General features: G+C 44.8%; 20 protein-coding genes. 12 read left to right on the forward strand and 8 right to left on the reverse strand.

Annotated elements, in window-relative coordinates; translation table 11 throughout:
• The 3 genes from VK541_RS08230 to VK541_RS08240 all read left to right on the forward strand — a co-directional run.
• On the forward strand, positions 1-376 hold a 376-nt coding region (locus VK541_RS08230), incomplete at its 5' end, for a RagB/SusD family nutrient uptake outer membrane protein (RefSeq protein WP_324368777.1).
• 2 nt (positions 377-378) lie between these two features.
• Positions 379-1,440, forward strand: a complete 1,062-nt coding sequence (locus VK541_RS08235; RefSeq protein WP_324368779.1) for an IPT/TIG domain-containing protein — start codon at positions 379-381, stop codon at positions 1,438-1,440.
• Between the two features lie 137 nt (positions 1,441-1,577).
• Positions 1,578-3,893 carry a glycosyl hydrolase family 95 catalytic domain-containing protein gene (locus tag VK541_RS08240; RefSeq protein WP_324368781.1) on the forward strand — a complete coding sequence of 772 codons (2,316 nt, stop codon included), beginning with the start codon at positions 1,578-1,580 and terminating at the stop codon, positions 3,891-3,893.
• A gap of 118 nt (positions 3,894-4,011) precedes the next feature.
• Here VK541_RS08240 and VK541_RS08245 read toward each other — a convergent pair whose 3' ends face one another.
• From VK541_RS08245 to VK541_RS08265, 5 genes are all read right to left on the reverse strand, one after another.
• Positions 4,012-5,709, reverse strand: coding sequence for a GH39 family glycosyl hydrolase (locus tag VK541_RS08245; protein WP_324368783.1), 1,698 nt, complete (start codon positions 5,707-5,709; stop codon positions 4,012-4,014).
• Positions 5,710-5,783: 74 nt separating this feature from the next.
• Complete coding sequence (locus VK541_RS08250) at positions 5,784-5,969, reverse strand: YtxH domain-containing protein (RefSeq protein WP_324368785.1); 186 nt, start codon at positions 5,967-5,969, stop codon at positions 5,784-5,786.
• A 30-nt stretch (positions 5,970-5,999) separates the two neighbouring features.
• Positions 6,000-6,338: a bacillithiol system redox-active protein YtxJ gene (ytxJ, locus tag VK541_RS08255; RefSeq protein ID WP_324368787.1), complete on the reverse strand. Its 339-nt coding sequence runs from the start codon at positions 6,336-6,338 to the stop codon at positions 6,000-6,002.
• A 216-nt stretch (positions 6,339-6,554) separates the two neighbouring features.
• Positions 6,555-7,046: a 6,7-dimethyl-8-ribityllumazine synthase gene (gene ribH, locus VK541_RS08260; RefSeq protein ID WP_324368789.1), complete on the reverse strand. Its 492-nt coding sequence runs from the start codon at positions 7,044-7,046 to the stop codon at positions 6,555-6,557.
• A gap of 75 nt (positions 7,047-7,121) precedes the next feature.
• A complete protein-coding gene (locus tag VK541_RS08265) occupies positions 7,122-7,790 on the reverse strand; it encodes a tetratricopeptide repeat protein (RefSeq protein WP_324368791.1) in 669 nt (222 codons plus the stop codon).
• A gap of 136 nt (positions 7,791-7,926) precedes the next feature.
• Here VK541_RS08265 and recF point away from each other — a divergent pair, with 136 nt between their 5' ends.
• On the forward strand, positions 7,927-9,030 hold the full coding sequence (recF, locus tag VK541_RS08270; RefSeq protein WP_324368793.1) for a DNA replication/repair protein RecF: 1,104 nt from the start codon (positions 7,927-7,929) through the stop codon (positions 9,028-9,030).
• Entirely contained in the window at positions 9,023-9,313 is a 291-nt protein-coding gene (locus VK541_RS08275) for a DUF721 domain-containing protein (protein WP_324368795.1), read from the forward strand. The genes recF and VK541_RS08275 overlap by 8 nt, the downstream gene beginning before the upstream one ends.
• Here VK541_RS08275 and VK541_RS08280 read toward each other — a convergent pair.
• The 3 genes from VK541_RS08280 to VK541_RS08290 form a co-directional block, all read right to left on the reverse strand.
• Positions 9,310-9,489, reverse strand: coding sequence for a hypothetical protein (locus VK541_RS08280; protein ID WP_324368797.1), 180 nt, complete (start codon positions 9,487-9,489; stop codon positions 9,310-9,312). The two genes, VK541_RS08275 and VK541_RS08280, sit on opposite strands and share 4 nt — an antisense overlap.
• A 48-nt stretch (positions 9,490-9,537) precedes the next feature.
• Complete coding sequence (locus VK541_RS08285) at positions 9,538-10,275, reverse strand: FKBP-type peptidyl-prolyl cis-trans isomerase (protein ID WP_324368799.1); 738 nt, start codon at positions 10,273-10,275, stop codon at positions 9,538-9,540.
• 96 nt (positions 10,276-10,371) lie between these two features.
• Positions 10,372-10,791 (reverse strand): nucleoside-diphosphate kinase, encoded by a 420-nt coding sequence (locus VK541_RS08290; RefSeq protein ID WP_324368801.1) that lies wholly within the window; start codon positions 10,789-10,791, stop codon positions 10,372-10,374.
• Positions 10,792-10,935: 144 nt separating this feature from the next.
• On the opposite strand from VK541_RS08290, the gene VK541_RS08295 reads away from it, so the two are divergent.
• From VK541_RS08295 to VK541_RS08325, 7 genes are all read left to right on the forward strand, one after another.
• Positions 10,936-11,946: a DHH family phosphoesterase gene (locus VK541_RS08295; RefSeq protein ID WP_324368815.1), complete on the forward strand. Its 1,011-nt coding sequence runs from the start codon at positions 10,936-10,938 to the stop codon at positions 11,944-11,946.
• Positions 11,947-11,957: 11 nt separating this feature from the next.
• Positions 11,958-12,956 (forward strand): FKBP-type peptidyl-prolyl cis-trans isomerase, encoded by a 999-nt coding sequence (locus tag VK541_RS08300; protein WP_324368803.1) that lies wholly within the window; start codon positions 11,958-11,960, stop codon positions 12,954-12,956.
• Between the two features lie 81 nt (positions 12,957-13,037).
• Complete coding sequence (locus VK541_RS08305; RefSeq protein WP_324368805.1) at positions 13,038-13,802, forward strand: TatD family hydrolase; 765 nt, start codon at positions 13,038-13,040, stop codon at positions 13,800-13,802.
• A gap of 2 nt (positions 13,803-13,804) precedes the next feature.
• Complete coding sequence (locus VK541_RS08310) at positions 13,805-14,821, forward strand: type I asparaginase (RefSeq protein WP_324368807.1); 1,017 nt, start codon at positions 13,805-13,807, stop codon at positions 14,819-14,821.
• 55 nt (positions 14,822-14,876) lie between these two features.
• Entirely contained in the window at positions 14,877-16,292 is a 1,416-nt protein-coding gene (locus tag VK541_RS08315) for an MBL fold metallo-hydrolase (protein WP_324368809.1), read from the forward strand.
• Between the two features lie 39 nt (positions 16,293-16,331).
• The gene (locus VK541_RS08320) at positions 16,332-17,303 is read left to right on the forward strand and encodes a polyprenyl synthetase family protein (protein ID WP_324368811.1); all 972 of its coding nucleotides are present in this window, start codon (positions 16,332-16,334) and stop codon (positions 17,301-17,303) included.
• Positions 17,304-17,309: 6 nt separating this feature from the next.
• Positions 17,310-18,433 (forward strand): M28 family peptidase (locus VK541_RS08325; RefSeq protein WP_324368813.1); only part of this gene is annotated, 1,124 nt, incomplete at its 3' end.

Here is an 18,433-nt window from a genome sequence, read left to right on the forward strand (position 1 = left end):
GCTGATCTATGCTGAGGCAGTGCTTGCCGGGGGCGGATCGACCAGTGATGCGACTGCGCTTGCTGCTTTCAATGAGGTGCACCAGCGTGCAGGCCTGGTAGCAGTGACCAGTCTTACATTGGATGGCATCCTCCATGAGCGTAAAGTAGAATTTGCCTTTGAGGGAGATTACTGGTTTGACATCCAGCGACAGGGATTTGCTAAAGCACAACAGATGATAGCCGCACAGGAGCGTGGTACGGTAGGCGGGAATGGTCAGCTGACCAGCTTTAAGGCCACGCTCACTTCGGCAAAGCAGCTGTACCTTCCGGTACCACAACCTGAAACAGTGATTAATCCTTTATTGCTGGAACCGGCAGTAGCTTATTATAAATAGTTATGAAAACGATTAAAAGTTTAAATGTATTTCTGCTGGCATGCCTGGCGGGAATAGTGATGCTGGCTGGCTGTACCAAGGAAGAACAGTCGCAAAGTAAGGCGTCGAATAATCCTGTGGCAAATAAGCTTGATCCTGAAAAGGCGAGCGGCAATACCGTGCTGACCATTACAGGAAGCGGGCTGGGTGATATGACCAGTATTGTTTTTGAGAAAGGTGATGTACCTGCTTCATTCAATCCGGTATTGAATACAGACAATGCCATTATATTCAGGGTGCCCGATACCGCAAATGGCGGTGTGCAGAACATTATATTGACCAACAGGCTTGGGGCTCAGGTCAAAGTATCGTTTAATGTGGTTGCCCTTCCATTGGTCAATACGGCCTCCAACTATAATTTCACAGCTGATACACAGATCACGCTTGACGGAAATAACCTGGCAGATGTGACCAGCGTAACTCTTGATGGAACTGCTTCTTCTGCGACCATTGTATCGCAAACCAAAAAGCAAATGGTGATTAAAATGCCGGCAACTACGGTCAACAGCGCCAAACTGGTGATCACGAACTCAACAGGTCCGGTAACGACTTCGCAGGTATTTGTGAACCTGGACAATACCTATAAGATCTTTACGGACGATTATAACAATGGCTTTGAAAACGGATCATGGGGGCCGGCTTCCGTTTCTTCTGACTTTGCGAAGTCGGGTGCTAAATCTTTCAAAGCAGGCTACAATAAAGGCAACTGGAGTGCGGATGGATTTGCCAACTGGAACGGCATAGCCGCTATGCCGACGTATAATTACCTCTCATTTTGGGTGAAGGGAGCTTCTCAGGACTATACGCTGTATGTAACCGGTGATGCGAGGGCCGGGGGATATGGAAATTCGGACAGGAGTGTTCCGATAATTGTCCCTGCAAAAGTATGGACTTACTTCAAAATCCCGATGACGACACTGGAACTTTGGAAAAAAGGGCCGATGAAGCAACTTGGGTTTTGGATTGAGGGACCTGAGAAACAGGACGAAGCGTTTTATTTTGATGATGTGATCCTGGTGAAATAGGTGTAAGGGGCTGAGGCCCCTTTTTTATTTAATCGGATTTTCTATTTTGCTTTTATAGAATTAAGCCTAATTTGGGTTTCTACTCTGAATTGACGCCTTTGCCGGTTCTGTGAGTTGGTATAACCTAAACCTACACAATGAAATCTTTTAAACTGATTCTGCTGATCTTCAATCTGGGCTCTATTTTTGCAACTTCTGCGCAGGTACCGGGTCTGCCCGATTCCCGTTATAATTTGTTGCTAAAACCCCCCATAGCTACTTGGGATGAGGCGATTCCATTGGGGAATGGATTAATGGGTGGCTTGCTGTGGGGCGAAAATAACACCATCAGATTGTCTCTTGACAGAGGTGATTTGTGGGATGAACGCACTCACGGTGAAAAGGAATGGTGGAAAAAGTATACTTATCAAAAAGGGGCGGAGATGATCGCTCAAAAGAAATTTGACGTAGTGAACGGGTGGTGGGATGGCCCATACAATGGGGTGAGTCCTACCAAGCTGCCTGCAGGGCGCCTTGAAATTAAATTGCCGGTTGCTGAAGTGGTCAATGAGTTTGAACTGAAACTGGCAACTGCAGAAGTTTTTGCCCGTTTTAAATCGGGAGCAGTTGTGAAAGCAATGTACTGTGCGAGCGAGCCGGTGGCATTGCTTTCCATAAAAGGGGCTGTTGCTGATGACATTGACCTCTTAAGTACAGCTGATGTCTACCGTAATAATATTAGTGAAAAAGGCGGCCCAAGCAGCGGTGGTTCTGTGAGTAAACTGGGGTATCCTGAAGCAGTAAAAGGAAAAAAAGGAAATGCGCAATGGTACATACAGGAAGCGGCAGAAGGGCTGAAGTATTGTGTTTATGTTGAAAGAAGAACAGCAGGTAAGGAGACGCAGCTGGCCATTGCCATCACCTCTACTACTGACGCCAAAGACCCGCTTTCGCTTGCTGCGGAACGCTGCAAGGCCGCTCTTGCAAAACGATATCAGGGCATGCTTAAACCACATGCGCAATGGTGGAATGCATTCTGGCAGAAGTCAAGCCTGACTGTCCCGGATATGGCTGTTCAAAAACAGTACAATCTGGTTCAATATTTTTACGGTGCGGCCTCCCGCTTAAACGCACCTCCAATGCCATTACAAGGTGTCTGGACTGCCGATAATGGTTCGTTGCCGCCCTGGAAAGGAGATTATCACAATGACCTGAATACCCAGATGACTTATATGGCTTACCAGGAATCAGGCCGTTTTGATGAGGGTACCTCTTACCTGAATTTTCTATGGGACCGCCGCGATACGTTTCGTGCTTTTGCTAAAGATTTTTACGGCACCAAAGGTCTGGCCTGCCCGGGCGTCATGTCGTATCAGGGACAACCTTTAGGTGGATGGGGGCAGTATAGCATGTCGCCGTCAATGAGCGCCTGGAGTGCCCATCTGTTTTATCTTCACTGGCTTTATACTGATGATGATGTTTTCCTGAAGGAGAAAGCCTATCCATGGAGTTCTGAGGTCGGGGAATGTATGCTGGGCCTGCTGAAAAAGGATGCTGATGGAATCCTGAAGCTGCCAATTTCTTCCTCTCCGGAAATTTTCGACAACAGCCCTAAGGCCTGGCTGCAACCCAATAGCAATTATGACCTGATGAGTTTGAAAATGTTGTTCCTCTCCTTAAAGGAAATGGCTGAAGTTTGCGGCCAAAACAAAGAAATAAAAAAATGGGAAGAGGCCGCTGCGGCTTTGGGCGAGTTCCATACTAAAGAAGACGGCACTTTATTGCTGGATGCCAATAACGAGCTGAAGGAGAGTCACCGTCACCTTTCCAATATTATAGGTCTGTATCCTTTTAACCTGATCACCGTTGAAAATGGGGATAGAGCAAGACGGGTTATCGAAGCCAGTTTAAGCAATTGGGACAACCTGGGTACGAGCCGATGGTGCGGGTACAGCTTTTCCTGGATGAGCTGCCTGCGGGCAAGGTTGGGTGACGCAGAAGGAGCGGTTAAAAACCTGGATATTTTTATTAAGGCGTTTGTATTACGAAATGGCTTTCATGTGAATGGTGATCAGACAAAGAGCGGGTATTCAGATTTCACCTATCGCCCCTTTACTCTGGAGGGTAATTTTTTGGCATCGCAAGCCGTCCATGAGATGCTGCTGCAAAGCTGGAGCCCGACTCCGGGTAAGGTCAGAACAGGAGTGCTTCGTATTTTTCCGGCTGTACCAAAAAAATGGGCAGATGCTTCTTTTATAAATCTAAGGGCCGAAGGGGGGTACAAGGTTTCTGCAGTCCGGAAAAACAATTTGACTGCCCGATTTAGCATTATCGCCAGCAGGGCAGGAAGGCTGAGGATCAAGGATAACTTTGATGGAAGGAAGCCGAAGTGGAATGTGAGAAATGTAAGTAAGACCGGCGATGTTTACGAAGTTACACTGGTAAAGGGCCAGAAATTAACTGCGGAGTTTTAAACACAGGTACGGGAAAGGCGCACCAGCGGGGTTGTATAACCCAGGGGGTCATGCAACCCCCTAGAGACCCCCTTGAAGAGGTTGTGAAGAAGTCGTGAAGATACAGCAGGGTATTACATTATTTCCAGTCCAGCTTCAATAAGGAAACCGCTTGTCTGGGCAGGTCAATGTTCAGTAGAATGCTTCCTGATTTTACCTGTATTTGCTGTGGTTTGCCGATGGTTTGCAGCTGGCCAGCCTTTTCGAGTGTTCCGATCTGGGCTGCGGTCGGGTTTTGAGGTGAGCCCATTTTCTTCCATACTTTATAGGAATTGCTGTGCTCATTATCAATGCGGTAATGTGTGAGTGTGACCATCTTTACGGCGAGGTTGTTGATCTTTATGCTGACTGGTTCTGCAGGGCCCTGGAGATCACTGTCATGGTAATTCCAAACCATCACTGCGGCAGTCTTCTTGTCTTTTGAAGCCAGCACTCCTATGTCGGTCTGGCTTCCCCGGATGCTGGAATCCAGCACCTTTTTGAGCGGATACATCCGGTTGCTGAGTGCCTGGACACGGCTGCCGCTCATTTTACCAAACATCCTGAAAACATTCAGTACCGGTTTGTCTACACCATTGGTGGCCAGGTCACGAAAACCGAAGAACCAGGGCTGGTTTTCAAATTCAAACGACCAGGATACCGCGCCTTTGAAGTTGATGTTGTACTGGTCCTCCAGTTCATACTTGCGGGCAAATGTGGCTGCGGTATAACTGGAATACATCGTGCCGTTGCGGTAGGCGTTGGATGGGTTGGTTGCCATGCCGCAGGCCGCACAGCCTTCGGGATCAGATTCTCCGATGATCAAAGGAATGCTTTTTGTCTGGGGATATGAAGCCGCGATGCGGAAACCGGTGGCAATGTCGTTTAGCTGCGGTGCCATGTTCATCTGTACCATTCCTTTAAGAAGTCTCGGTGAACCTTTGGCGTGAAAGCTCAGGAGATCCAGCGGTGAACCGATCTTTCCTGTAGCATAATTGGTATCTATAGTGCAATGTTTGATGAAAGCGTTGAGCCATTGCTGCGCGCCTTTGCTTCCTGTTCCGGCAATATTCGGGCCGCCGATCCTTGCCGTTGGCAAAGCTCTTTTTACGCCGTCAGCGGCATAGTCATACAATTTAAAGAATTCCTGTTGTGTGCCTTTCCAATAGCCGTTTGGTTCATTCCATACTTCCCAGTACCAGCTTTCCACTTCTTTTTTGCCGTAACGGCCTACGCTATGTTTGACCCAGTTGTAAACCAGATCGCCCCATTTTTTGTAATCTTTGGGCGGGTAGGCCCAGCCTGTAAAAATATCTGAGTAGTTATCACCGGGTTTCCAGTGGTGTCTGTAAGGCTCGGGGTGGGTTGACAGCGCCTGCGGCATAAAGCCGATCTGGGCAAACGGCTTCATTCCCCGCTTTACATAAGTGTCAAAAATGCTGTCGATGATCTTCCAATTGTAAACGGGGTTGCCATTGGCGTCTTCTGTATAAGCATTGGTAGATCCCCACTTCAAAGCAGCTTCTCCATCCCCGGTCACCAATAAGCTGTGCGCCCGTACATACACAGGAACAGGGCTCAGGGCTGCGATTTCGGAAAGCAGTTTTTTGCCGCCCTTCATATAGGTATAGTTGGGTTCGTCATATCCAAACCACGCCCATACTGGTTTCATGGGGGCCTTTTCTTTAGCCAGGTCAATGCTGATTTCTGCAGGTTTTGAAGCAGGGTTTTGGGCGTAAGCGAAAAAGGCTGGCATAGCCAGTCCTAATATGATCAGGTATTTTGAAGGATTAAGCATAACAGGGCTCATTTGGTTGGTAATGAGCCCTGTTAAGATACTTTATTTGAAGAATATTTAATGTAACAAAGCTATCAGTAACGCTGGCGTTCGAGCTCTGTCTTGAATTCGTCTTTGATGTTCTTTGCTTTCTCCATCCACTCCGGAGCTTTATCTTTGATGTTGTCCACTATGGACCTTCCATTTTCATCTTTTTTGGTCATGTACTTAATAGCGCCATATACCGCGGCACCGATTAAGGCTGTTTTTAATAATCCCATGGTTCGTGTTTTTTAATTAAAACCCTGTAATCAGGAATTTGTTTTAACAACTTCGGCAACTTCTTCTGCCGATATGTCACTATGCGAAGCGTCAAGGACGCAATCTCCATCCTTGATCAGCAGGATCTGAGGGGATTCGTGGTGTACCTGGAAGGTCTCTGCGATTTGTGAAGAAATGTTGCGGTAGCTGATCAGGTCTAAAAAGTATAAGGAGGTGTCAGCGGGGATGGCCTCCCAATCGAGTTCAAACCGCCTTTTGGCCATGGCGCTGACTGAACAGCGGGTGCTGTGTTTAAAGATCAAACTGTAACCTGGTTGTTGTTTTATTTCACCGATCTGGGTTGGATTGGTAATGTCTTTCCACTGCATCTGATATCTTTCTAATGGTTATTTTTGAATTAACCCCTTCTTCTTTTACCTTCTGGATACGAACTGTATGCCGGGCAAAGACGGCTGGAGCATGCTTCTAAAATAGTTATGGCAAAAAACACGCCAATTAACAAGATAGCTACTTTCTTCATTTGTCTGGAGTTTTGGTATATATTATACTAAGCTACAGTTTTTTGAAGAAAGTATCAAAGTATTTTAAATGGTCGCTGCGAGCTCTGCCATTTTTAAGGCGGTTATGGCAGCTTCATCACCTTTGTTGCCATGTTTGCCTCCCGCTCTGTCTATTGCCTGCTGCTGATCGTTTGTAGTCAGTACACCAAAGATAACCGGCTTGCTGTGTTTGATGCTCACATTGGTAATGCCCTGAGCGACCGCATCGCAGATAAAATCGAAGTGTTTGGTGTCTCCCTGTATAACGCAGCCCAGGCAGATCACTGCGTCAAGGTCAGCATGTTTTTTAAGCAGAATATCCGCGGCTGAAGTCAGTTCAAAACTGCCGGCCACGGCTACAGAAAGAATGTTGTTTTCCGCTACTCCGTGTTTGATCAGGGTTTGGAATGCGCCATTGTAAAGACTTCCTGTGATTTCTGCATTCCACTCCGCAACGGCTATCGCTATTTTGTAGGGATTGCCGTTTGGTACGGTGGTATGAGAAAAATCGGAAAGGTTTTTTAATTGTGTTGCCATGCTGCAAAGATAATGATTGGGTATAAAAAAAGGTCAGCGTGGACGCTAACCTTTTGTCAAATATTTATGGAGATCTTACTTGATCTGTGCTTCAGCACGTGCAATATATTCGTCGATCATTGCTGCTTCCTGGCTTTCAGGATATTGGGTTTTGATCTTGGTATATGCTTCCTGTGCATTTTTAAAGTCTTTCTGGTCTTCATAAACCAGGCCTAGTTTTTTAAGGAACATAGGCGAAGTAAATTTGTTGCTTGCTTTGTCTGCTGCTTTTTTATAATAGGTAGCCGCTTGCTTATAGTCTTTCAGCTCGCTGTAAGCATCGCCGAGGAGGCCTAAAGCCAGCGGGTCTGCAACCGGGCTGCCGGTATCAGAATAGTTTCCTAATGATTCTATGGCTTTTTTGTATTCGCCCTTGCGTAAATAAATGCCGCCTAAATAAAGATTGGCAAGATTGGCAGATTTTGTATTGGCATATTCCTCTGCAATTTTTTCAAAACCAGGGTAGCCGCCTACTCCGTTAATGGCTTTATTCGCCAGTGAGTCTACACCAAGAAATTGCTCTGCTTTGTACATTTTAGCTGCTGCTTCTTCTGCTCTGTCTTTAAGGTAAACACCCTGGTACCAAAGATACACTCCGATTAACACTACAATAGCGCCTGCAATGAACAATAGGCTTTTCGAGTTTTCTTGTAAAAAAGAACCCTTTCTTACCTGCTGATTTATTTCTTTTTCTGTTATGGACATTTTATTTAAAAAAATTAAGGATTGCAAAAATACGTTTTTACATTAAAGTATCAACTGCTTTTTTTAGTATTTAAATAAAGTTTAACAATCTGAGCGTTAAATAGAAGTGATTGGAGTAACTTTGAGTCCAGATCTTATGTGGTTAAAGAATATTACACTTCTGAATTTCAAGAATTATGCGGATGCAAGTATTAGTTTTTCTAAAACGGTAAATGCATTTGTAGGCAATAACGGAGCCGGTAAAACCAATTTGCTGGATGCCATTCATTACCTGTGCCTTTGTAAAGGATATTTCAATCCGATAGATACCCAGCAGATCAAAACAGATGAGGACCTTTTTTTGATACAGGGTGATTTTGACCGGAAAGAAAAGAACGAAAAGATTACCTGTGGCGTAAAGCGGAACCAGAAAAAGCAGTTTAAAAGAAATAAAAAGGAATATGATAAGCTGGCAAACCATATTGGTTTGTTTCCATTGGTGATGATCTCTCCTTATGATACCAATATTGTGATGGAGGGCAGTGAGGAACGGAGACGTTTTATGGACAACGTGATCTCGCAGACGGATACGCATTACCTGGATGAGCTGATCCTGTACAACAGGCATTTGTTAAACCGGAATGCCTTGTTGAAACAAATAGCAATAACCCGCAGCTATGATCCGGCATTGCTCGAGATCTACAACGATCAGCTGGTGAATTCGGGAATTAAGATCTTTGCGAAACGGCAGCAGTTCATGCTTGATTTTATCCCCCTGTTTGATAAATACTACCACTACCTTACCGATGGGAACGAGGCGGTTGGGCTGCAATATCAGAGTCAGCTTGTGGATACTGCTTTTGAACATTTGCTGATCCAGTCCATTGAGAAGGATAAAGTTTTGGAAAGAACAACTGCCGGGATCCATAAGGACGAGCTGATCTTTACCATCGCCGGAATGCCTTTGAAAAAATTTGGGTCACAGGGGCAGCAGAAATCTTTTTTAATTGCATTAAAACTGGCGCAATATGCTTATCTTCAGAAACATAAAGGTTTTAAGCCCTTGCTGCTATTGGATGATATTTTTGACAAACTGGATGATAGCAGAATGCATAAACTCATGGAGATGGTGTCGCACCGGGACTTTGGACAGATTTTTATTACAGATACCGGAAGAGAAAGGGTGCTGGCGTTGTTTAACAGGATCAACATACCGGTAACATTATTTGAAGTAGATAACGGATCAATAAACCATGCGTAAACCAAATGACATTACCTTAAAAGAGGGAATAGGCAAGTTGCTGAATGTGTACCGGCTGAAGGGAAAATTTGACGAAACTGCCGTAATTGCCTTTTGGCCCGAGCTGATGGGCAAGGCTGTGTCCAACAGAACTACACAGATCTATATTTCCCAAAAGAAGTTATTTATACGGTTAGAATCGTCTGTAGTAAAGAATGAATTGCTGATGGTCAGGGCCGGCATCATTCAAAAGATCAATGAACGAGCCGGCACTGAAGTGATCACTGACATCGTATTTCTTTAGTCTCTTCCTCCGAAAACCTTGCTGATCAGCCAAATAATCAGAGCGAGCACCAATACAACTACGATTACACCGGTCCATACTCCGGCTTTGAAAATGCCCTCTACCAATTCACAACCTGCTAAGGTTGTAGAAAGGAAGGCAAGAATTGCGAGTGGAAAATATTTTCTGATCATCATATTTTGTTTTCAATAGGTAACAAAATATGATGATAATGGTTTTAGGATTTACTTCCCGTTTACCTTGATCAGCTCTATTTCAAATATAAGTGTGCTGTATGGTGGAATATCCTGTCCCGCGCCGCGCTCGCCGTAAGCCAGGTCGTACGGAATAAAGAATTTGTATTTTGCGCCGGTCTGCATCAGCTGAACACCTTCTGTCCATCCTGCGATCACACCGTTTAATGGTAAGGATAGCGGCTCGTTTCTCTTGTATGAACTGTCAAACTCAAAGCCGTTCAATAAGGTTCCTTTATAGTGTACGGTTACGGTATCGGTAGCTTTCGGAGCAATGCCGGTGCCCTTGGTGAGGACTTGGTATTGTAATCCGCTGGCTGTTGCCTGAACGCCTGGCTGCTTTTTATTGTTTTCCAGAAAGGTTTTTCCTTCTGCTAGTACCGGGGCAAATTTCTTTTGAGACGCGCTTTTAAAGGCATTGTTGATCGTGGCTTGTGACAGCTCGTTGCTAATTAGCAAGGGTTTGCCGCCAAATGCATCCTGGAGACCTTTTAAGACGAGCTGGTAGTTGAGTGAGGTTAAGCCATTGCTTTTTAAGCTGCCTGCCATGGCTGTTCCAAATGAATAGCTTGCTGAATCCAAATTATTTTTAAAAGTAACCGGAGCTGGTGTTTTTTTTGCCGTGGTACTGACCGCGGTTTTCTTTGCTGGTGTTGTTTTTTTTTTGGTCTGTGCGGAGACCGCGAATGCACATAATGGTAGTAAAGCGGTAATAATGATCTTCTTCATTTGTTTAAATTGTTTTGAAAGGTACAAACTAAATAAAAAATAAGCACCTTTTTTGGGTGCTCATCTATGATATCGATTTTTTATTTCTGTTGAAATCTAGAAACGTTCAGCCGCGGTAAAGAAAAAATCCCCCTCGATTGCGGCGTTTTCATCAGAATCGGATCCATGGACTGCATTTGCATCAATGGACTTTGCATATTTCTGACGGATCGTGCCTTCTGCGGCTTCTGCAGGGTTAGTAGCTCCGATGAGTTTTCTGAAATCTTCAATTGCATTGTCTTTTTCAAGGATTGCCGCTACAATAGGTCCTGAAGACATGAAGTTTACCAGGTCAGTATAAAAAGGACGTTCTTTGTGCACCTCATAGAATTTGCCTGCTGTTTCGGCGGTAAGTTTGGTATATTTTAGTGCGATGATCTTGAAACCGGCGATTGTGATGTCATTAATAATAGCGCCAATATGCCCGTTTGCAACTGCATCTGGCTTAATCATGGTAAAAGTTCTGTTTGTACTCATCTTTTTTATTCAATTTTTTTGCAAAAATACGTTTTATACTGTTAATATTAAAGTTTGAAACTTACATAAGATTGTTACGTGTTTATATCACAATATAATAGGCTTCAATTAATCATTAAATCATTAGCTTTGCGCCCGAATATTATGTTGTCCATTTCAGAAATAAAATCGTTGCTGGCTACGCCGCAGAAGATAGTGATCACTACGCACCACAAGCCAGATGGAGATGCTATGGGCTCTTCATTGGGTCTTTATGCTTATCTGATCCAGCTGGGCCACCATGTTAAGGTAATTACGCCAACGGATTATCCTTACTTTTTGCACTGGATGCCAAATAATTCGGACGTGATCATTTATACGGAGCAGAAAGAGCAGGTTGCTGCGCTTGTTGCAGAGGCAGCTATGATATTTTGTCTTGATTTTAACAGTCTCGGCAGAATAAACGAACTTGGCGAACTGGTCAGATCATCGGAAGCTTATAAGCTCATGATAGACCATCACCTGGATCCCGAAGATTTCGATGATTACCGTCACTGGAGCATCAATGCCTGTGCTGCTGCACAGCTGGTTTATGATTTTATCGTGAATGAACTGGAAGACGGAGCGCGGATGAATAAAGACATTGCGACCTGTTTATATACGGGCATTATGACCGATTCGGGTTCTTTCAGATTTGCCTCGGCGACATCAGATGTCTACAGGATCGCGGCCGAACTGATAGACCTGGGAGCCGAGCATTGGAGAATTCACCAGCTGGTATACGATAACGCGACGGAAAACCGTTTACGCTTTCTGGGGCATTGCATCAGCGAGAAACTAGAGGTCCTCAGGGAATTTAACACAGCGATAATATCGGTCAGCAAGGAGGAACTCAATGAATATGATATTGAAACGGGTGATACCGAGGGGATTGTAAATTATGCGCTTTCCGTTAACGGGATCAGGCTTGCTGCATTTATTATTGAAAGAACTGATAAAGTTAAATTATCTTTGCGCTCCACCGGAGATTTTCCTGCAAACGAGATCTGCAAAAAATACTTTAACGGAGGAGGACACAGGAACGCCGCCGGAGGTGTTTCAGAAAAAAGCCTGGCAGGCACTATAGAAGAATTTAAAACGATATTAACCGAATATAAAACACAATTATTACAATAGAAAAAAACCACATGAAGAAAGGTATAGTAATTCTTTTCGCGGCTACACTTGGATTAGCTGCTTGTAACAACTACAAAAAAGGCCCGGGAGGCTTGATGTATCAGATCCACAAAGATGGAGGAAACGCAAAGATCGCGACAGGTGACATTGTTAAACTGAACTTTGTCCAGAAAAATGAAAGAGATTCCGTCATGTTCAGTACTTATGATATTGAACAGGCACAGGTATTTCCGGTAGGAAAAAAACAATATGCAGGTGATATGAATGATGTGCTTTTCCTTTTTGGTGAAGGAGACAGTGCAACTTTCAAATTGAACCTGGATACAATGGCTAAACATACTACACAACCAAAACCTCCGGCAAGTGCTAAAGATACTTATCTGGTATTTACGGTTAAAGTAGAAAAAGTGTTCAAAAAGAATGCTAATGAAGCGGATTCAACTTTTCAAAGAAGAGCACAGGAATTTTTCCAAAAAGATTATTTGGCCAGCGTAGCTAAACTGAAAGATGCGGAAGCCGGAAAAATCAAAAAGTTCGTTGCTGATAATGATCTGAAACCAAAAGTTACTGCTTCAGGATTACAGTATGTGATCACCAACCCCGGAAGCGCTGAAAGACCGCTGCCTACGGATACCATTATGCTGAACTATACCGGAAAGCTTTTGACCAAAAAAGCTGATGGTAAAGAAAGTATATTTGATTCGTCTGTCGAAAAGACCGCTAAAGATGCCGGTATCCACAATCCAATGGCACAATATGGCCCGCGTGCATTTACACTTGGTGCTGCAATTCCAGGATTCAATGAAGGGATTCAGCTGGTTGGTAAAGGCGGAAAGATCCTTTTGATCATTCCTTCAAAACTAGGTTACGGTGAAGGCGGACAACCTCAGGCTAAAATTACACCTTATTCGCCATTGGCATTTGAGATCGAAGTCGTTGATTATAAAAAACCTTCGGCAGGTGCCGCACCTGTAGTGACAATAACTCCACCTCCGCCTGCGACTAAATAATTTCTCAGAAGATATCACAATGTTATTGACCGAACCCTGTATGGCATATGACCATACAGGGTTTTTTTGTTAACTTTGGGCATGCTAACTGATACCCATACCCATCTGTATTACGAGACAGATGAGGAAAAACTGACTTTGCTGATGCAGCGCTGTCTTGATAACCAGGTGACCAGACTGTTTCTGCCGAATGTAGATATAGCCTCCATCGCCCAGGTAGACAGCCTGGTCAATAAGTATCCTGATCATTGCTTTGCGATGGCCGGCCTGCACCCCTGTGAGGTCCGGGAAGATTATGAAGAAGTTTTGGACCAGATCTGCGAAAGCATTGTCGACCGGCAGATCTATGCGATCGGTGAAATAGGGATAGATCTCCACTGGGATAAAACTACCCTGGAGATACAAAAAACGGCGTTTAGGGAACAGATCAATTGGGCCAAAGACCTTGATCTGCCAATTGTGATCCATTGCAGGGAAGCCTTTGATGAAATATTTGAAGTGCTGGATGCGGAGAAAGATGAAAAGCTGCGCGGTATTTTTCATTGCTTTACCGGTAATCTTGAGCAGGCAAACCGGGCTATAGCACTGGGTTTTTATTTGGGTATTGGCGGAGTGGTCACGTACAAGAAATCCGGATTGGATGAAGTGCTGAAGGATGTGCTCTTGTCGAGGATCGTACTGGAAACAGACTCACCATATCTGGCGCCGGTGCCTTTTAGGGGGAAGCCTAATGAGAGCAGCTACCTTGTTTATATCGCTGAAAAGCTTTCGGAAATTTATCAGGTCAGTGTGGAGGAAATCGCTAAAGTGACCACCGCCAATTCTGTAAGCATTTTTAATATTTAATAATGACGAGCATACTTATTATCTATACCGGCGGAACGATCGGCATGGTCAATGATCCCAAGACGGGTTCTCTCGTGCCTTTTGATTTTAAACAGATCCGGCAGAATGTGCCTGAACTTGACCGCCTGGATTATAATCTCGATGTGCATTCATTTGACCCTATACTAGATTCGTCCAACATGACCCCCGAGATCTGGGCTGAAATTGCTTTGCTGATCCAGAACAGGTACGATGAGTTTGATGGTTTTGTGATCCTGCATGGATCTGATACGATGGCTTTTACGGCTTCTGCACTAAGTTTTATGCTGGAAAATCTGAATAAACCAGTGGTATTGACCGGCTCTCAGCTGCCCATCGGCGAAATCAGGACGGATGCCAGGGAAAATTTGATTACGGCACTCGAGATTGCCGCGACAAAACACAAGGGTAAAGCAATGGTACCGGAGGTGTGTATTTATTTTGATTATCAGCTGTTCCGGGGAAACAGATCTGTGAAGTATAACTCAGAAAAATTTGAAGCCTTTCGTTCACCGAACTATTCTATACTTGCGGAAGCTGGTGTGACATTGTCATTTTTTAACAACTATATCCTGCCTCAGCCTGATAAGGCTTTGAAAGTTCACTTAGACTACAATCCAAATATTGGGGTGTTGAAACTTTACCCTGGAATATCCCCTCTTGCCGTGAAAGCGATTACACATTCGTCAGTTGATGCGATCGTAATGGAGACTTTCGGATCCGGTAATACCACTACTGCTGATTGGTTTATCAACTGTCTGCAGGAGGCTATTGATGGAGGCAAGATCATCATTGACATTACACAATGTCAGCGTGGTTCTGTAGAACTGGGTATGTACCAAACCAGTAAAAAATTACAGCAAATGGGTGTGGTAAGCGGATATGATATGACATTTGAAGCAGCAACAACCAAACTGATGTATTTGATGGGGCAGGGACTGGACCATGCAGCGGTAATGAAACTCATGGAGCAAAGTTTAAGAGGGGAATTGACTGCTTAAAGTAAAAGTTGCACCGGGTCGTCCTGGTGAAGAATTTATAATATTAATTTTGTGTATGATTATAGAGCAGATTTACACGGGCTGTCTGGCGGAAGCAGCTTACTACATTGAAAGCAATGGCGAAGCTGCGATCATCGATCCTTTGCGTGAGGTATCTCCGTATTTGAGAAAGGCAGACAGGGCCGGTGCCCGCATCAAGTATATTTTTGAAACTCATTTCCACGCAGATTTTGTTTCAGGTCACATTGACCTGGCAGAAAAATCCGGTGCGGAAATTGTCTATGGACCGACAGCCAAAACATCGTTTAAATCGCACATTGCAGCTGACGGTGAAGAATTTAAAATTGGGGAACTGACGATTTCAGCTCTGCACACTCCGGGACATACTCCTGAATCTACAACTTACTTATTGAAAGACGGAGACGGAAAGCCTTATTGCATATTTACAGGAGATACCCTGTTTATTGGTGATGTTGGACGCCCTGATCTGGCCCAGCAGGGTGACCTGACTGCGGAGGATATGGCTTCAACTTTATATCACTCTCTGCAGGATAAAATCCTTACGCTTCCTGATGATGTTTTGGTGTATCCCGCACATGGTGCAGGATCCGCCTGCGGAAAGAACATGAGCAACGAGACTTTTGATACACTGGGTCATCAGAAAGCCGTTAATTATGCGCTTAAAGCGCAGACAAAAGAACAATTTGTAAAAGAAGTGACTGACGGGATGTTGCCGCCGCCTCAATATTTTGCAAAGAACGCAGATATGAACAAGAACGGTTATGAACGTTTTGAAGAGGTTTATGAGAAAGGGCTAACCCCCCTGACCCCTAAGGAATTTGAACTGCTTGCTAACCGGACCGGTGCGTTGATACTGGATACGAGGGACCCCCGGGTATTCGCCAAAAGTTTTATTCCCTCTTCAGTAAATATTGGACTGAACGGACAGTTCGCGCCCTGGGTAGGGGCTTTGATCACAGATCTGAAACAGCCGCTGTTATTGCTAGTGGAAGAAGGACATGAAGAAGAAGCCATCACCAGGTTGTCCCGGGTTGGGTATGACAATACGATAGGCTATCTGGAAGGCGGAATTGCGGCATGGGAGGCTGCGGGTAAGGATACAGACACCATATCATCTATTTCTGCTGAAGCATTTGAAGATATTTATAAGGAAGATCCGAACGTTCACGTGCTGGATGTCAGGAAGCCGGGTGAATATGAATCGGAACACCTGGAAATGACACTGGCGCGTCCACTGGATTATATCAATGACTGGACCCATGAGGTCAGTCCCAAAGAGACATATTATATTCATTGTGCCGGCGGATACCGGTCAATGATAGCTGCTTCTATTCTAAAAGCCAGGGGGGTGGAGCAGGTGATCGATATCTCAGGTGGTTATGGTGCCTTAAAAACAACGAATCTGAAGCGTACGGACTTTTCATGCCCATCTAAGGCGATGAAAATCTGAGAAATTTAATTTATGTTTGCACACATATTTTTAACCTGAATGCCGGGAATAAATCAGATAAAATTACCAATAGCTGCTGATATTGATGCCTTTGAAGCAAAATTCAAAGACTCTATGCATAGCGATGCCCCATTGTTGAACCGGATCACTCATTATATTGTAAAGAGGAAGGGTAAGCAAATCAGACCGATGTTTGTTTTCTTCGCTGCAAAGTTATGCGGAGGAATAATCGAATCTACACACAGAGGCGCTGCCCTGGTCGAACTGCTGCATACCGCGACCCTGGTGCATGATGATGTAGTGGACAACGCCTATGAACGAAGGGGCTTCTTTTCTATAAATGCATTATGGAAAAATAAGATTGCGGTACTGGTAGGTGACTATTTGCTGGCAAAGGGCCTGCTGTTGTCCGTGAATAACGGAGAATTCAGATTGCTCCAGATTGTGTCTGAAGCAGTGAAGCAGATGAGTGAGGGGGAGCTGCTTCAGATTGAAAAGGTCAGGAGAATGGACATTAGCGAGGAATTGTATTTTGATGTCATCCGTCAGAAAACCGCCTCTTTGATTGCTTCATGCTGCGCCTGCGGCGCGGCTTCAGCTGGTGCCGATGACGAAACAATAGAGAAAATGCGGATGTTCGGGGAAAAAGTAGGTATAGCCTTTCAGATCAAGGACGATACATTTGATTTTGGTACCGATGATGTGGGTAAACCCCTGGGGATCGATATCAAGGAAAAGAAAGTTACCCTGCCGCTGATCTACGCACTAAACAGCGCGGACAAAGCGGAAAAAAAGCGCATCATCAGCCTGGTGAAGAACCATCAGGACGAGCCCGCAAAAATTCAGGAGATCATAGATTTCGTGAATGCCAGGGATGGGGTGCATTATGCAAATCAAAAAATGCAGCAATATCAGCAGGAAGCCTTTGATATCCTTTACAGCTTTGAAGCCAGTGATGCAAGGACCGGTTTGGAGCAGCTGGTCCGCTACACTACTGAACGGAAAAAATAAGCAGCTATGAAATTTCTTTTTTCGGCCGCATTCTTATTGCTGTTTACAGGAGCCAGGGCACAGGATTTTAATTTGGCCTTCGGTAAAATCAATATAGAGGTGCGGGAGAAATCAGCAGCCTATGCCAATCTAAAATCTGCTACTGAAAATATTGGCCACAGACTGACCGGGTCTGATAACGGGGCGAAAGCTGAAGAATACGCTTTTAAACTGTTGAAATCTTATGGTTATGAGGTACGATACCAGCCTTTTGAAGTAGAAAGCTGGAGCCGGCTGACCAACGAGACACGTATTGGCGATACTGAGCATGCGCTGGATAAAATAACTTCGGTAACACTCGCGCATTCGCCGGTAAAGGCAGACATCACTGCCGAACTGGCTGATCTGGGCAACGGGCTGGAAGCAGATTATTTAAGGGATTCCGGTAAGGTAAAAGGGAAAATAGCACTGGTGTATCTTGGGATACTCCCCGGTTCACCGGAAGGTACGCAATTGCTGCACCGCTCTGAAAAAGCCGCGATGGCTACAAAATACGGGGCTGCTGGTATCATCATCATCAATACTGTAAAAAGCGGAGTACTGCTTACAGGGACAGCCTCTGTAACCGGCAGGCTAATCCCCATCCCTGCGGTATGTATAGGTCTGGAAAACGGAATACGGATAAAAGAAAGACTGAAAAGCCAGAAGCAATACGGCCGGCTGAATATGACCAATTTCTCAGGGTTGATCAAAGCCCGCAATGTGATAGCTACGCTGAGCGGAACTACCATTCCACAGGAAAAAATTGTTGTCGGCGGCCACCTCGACAGCTGGGATCTGGCCACGGGCGCCATAGACAATGGTATAGGTGCTTTTGCGGTGATCGATATGGCGCGAACCCTTAAAGCGCTCAATCTGTCTGCCAAACGCAGTATTGAGTTTGTATTGTTTATGGGCGAAGAGCAAGGCTTGCTGGGTTCAAAGGCATATGTTGACGCTGCAAAACATACAGCGGTTTTGGATCAGGTGAAATTTATGCTGAACTATGATATGACCAATGACCCTAAGGGATTCTCTGCCAGCAGGGAAGAAATGAAAGATTTGTTCCTGAGCTGGGGCAGTCAGATCAGTAAGCTGGATACAGGGTTTAA

The organism is Pedobacter sp., assembly GCF_035317785.1.
Taxonomy (GTDB): domain Bacteria; phylum Bacteroidota; class Bacteroidia; order Sphingobacteriales; family Sphingobacteriaceae; genus Pedobacter.

Bases quoted from the DNA above. Each gene is read 5' to 3' on its own strand.
- VK541_RS08235 (WP_324368779.1), top strand. From the start codon at position 379: ATGAAAACGATTAAAAGTTTAAATGTATTTCTGCTGGCATGCCTGGCG.
- VK541_RS08240 (WP_324368781.1), top strand. From the start codon at position 1,578: ATGAAATCTTTTAAACTGATTCTGCTGATCTTCAATCTGGGCTCTATT.
- VK541_RS08245 (WP_324368783.1), bottom strand. From the start codon at position 5,709: ATGCTTAATCCTTCAAAATACCTGATCATATTAGGACTGGCTATGCCA.
- VK541_RS08250 (WP_324368785.1), bottom strand. From the start codon at position 5,969: ATGGGATTATTAAAAACAGCCTTAATCGGTGCCGCGGTATATGGCGCT.
- ytxJ (WP_324368787.1), bottom strand. From the start codon at position 6,338: ATGCAGTGGAAAGACATTACCAATCCAACCCAGATCGGTGAAATAAAA.
- ribH (WP_324368789.1), bottom strand. From the start codon at position 7,046: ATGGCAACACAATTAAAAAACCTTTCCGATTTTTCTCATACCACCGTA.
- VK541_RS08265 (WP_324368791.1), bottom strand. From the start codon at position 7,790: ATGTCCATAACAGAAAAAGAAATAAATCAGCAGGTAAGAAAGGGTTCT.
- recF (WP_324368793.1), top strand. From the start codon at position 7,927: ATGTGGTTAAAGAATATTACACTTCTGAATTTCAAGAATTATGCGGAT.
- VK541_RS08275 (WP_324368795.1), top strand. From the start codon at position 9,023: ATGCGTAAACCAAATGACATTACCTTAAAAGAGGGAATAGGCAAGTTG.
- VK541_RS08280 (WP_324368797.1), bottom strand. From the start codon at position 9,489: ATGATGATCAGAAAATATTTTCCACTCGCAATTCTTGCCTTCCTTTCT.
- VK541_RS08285 (WP_324368799.1), bottom strand. From the start codon at position 10,275: ATGAAGAAGATCATTATTACCGCTTTACTACCATTATGTGCATTCGCG.
- VK541_RS08290 (WP_324368801.1), bottom strand. From the start codon at position 10,791: ATGAGTACAAACAGAACTTTTACCATGATTAAGCCAGATGCAGTTGCA.
- VK541_RS08295 (WP_324368815.1), top strand. From the start codon at position 10,936: ATGTTGTCCATTTCAGAAATAAAATCGTTGCTGGCTACGCCGCAGAAG.
- VK541_RS08300 (WP_324368803.1), top strand. From the start codon at position 11,958: ATGAAGAAAGGTATAGTAATTCTTTTCGCGGCTACACTTGGATTAGCT.
- VK541_RS08305 (WP_324368805.1), top strand. From the start codon at position 13,038: ATGCTAACTGATACCCATACCCATCTGTATTACGAGACAGATGAGGAA.
- VK541_RS08310 (WP_324368807.1), top strand. From the start codon at position 13,805: ATGACGAGCATACTTATTATCTATACCGGCGGAACGATCGGCATGGTC.
- VK541_RS08315 (WP_324368809.1), top strand. From the start codon at position 14,877: ATGATTATAGAGCAGATTTACACGGGCTGTCTGGCGGAAGCAGCTTAC.
- VK541_RS08320 (WP_324368811.1), top strand. From the start codon at position 16,332: ATGCCGGGAATAAATCAGATAAAATTACCAATAGCTGCTGATATTGAT.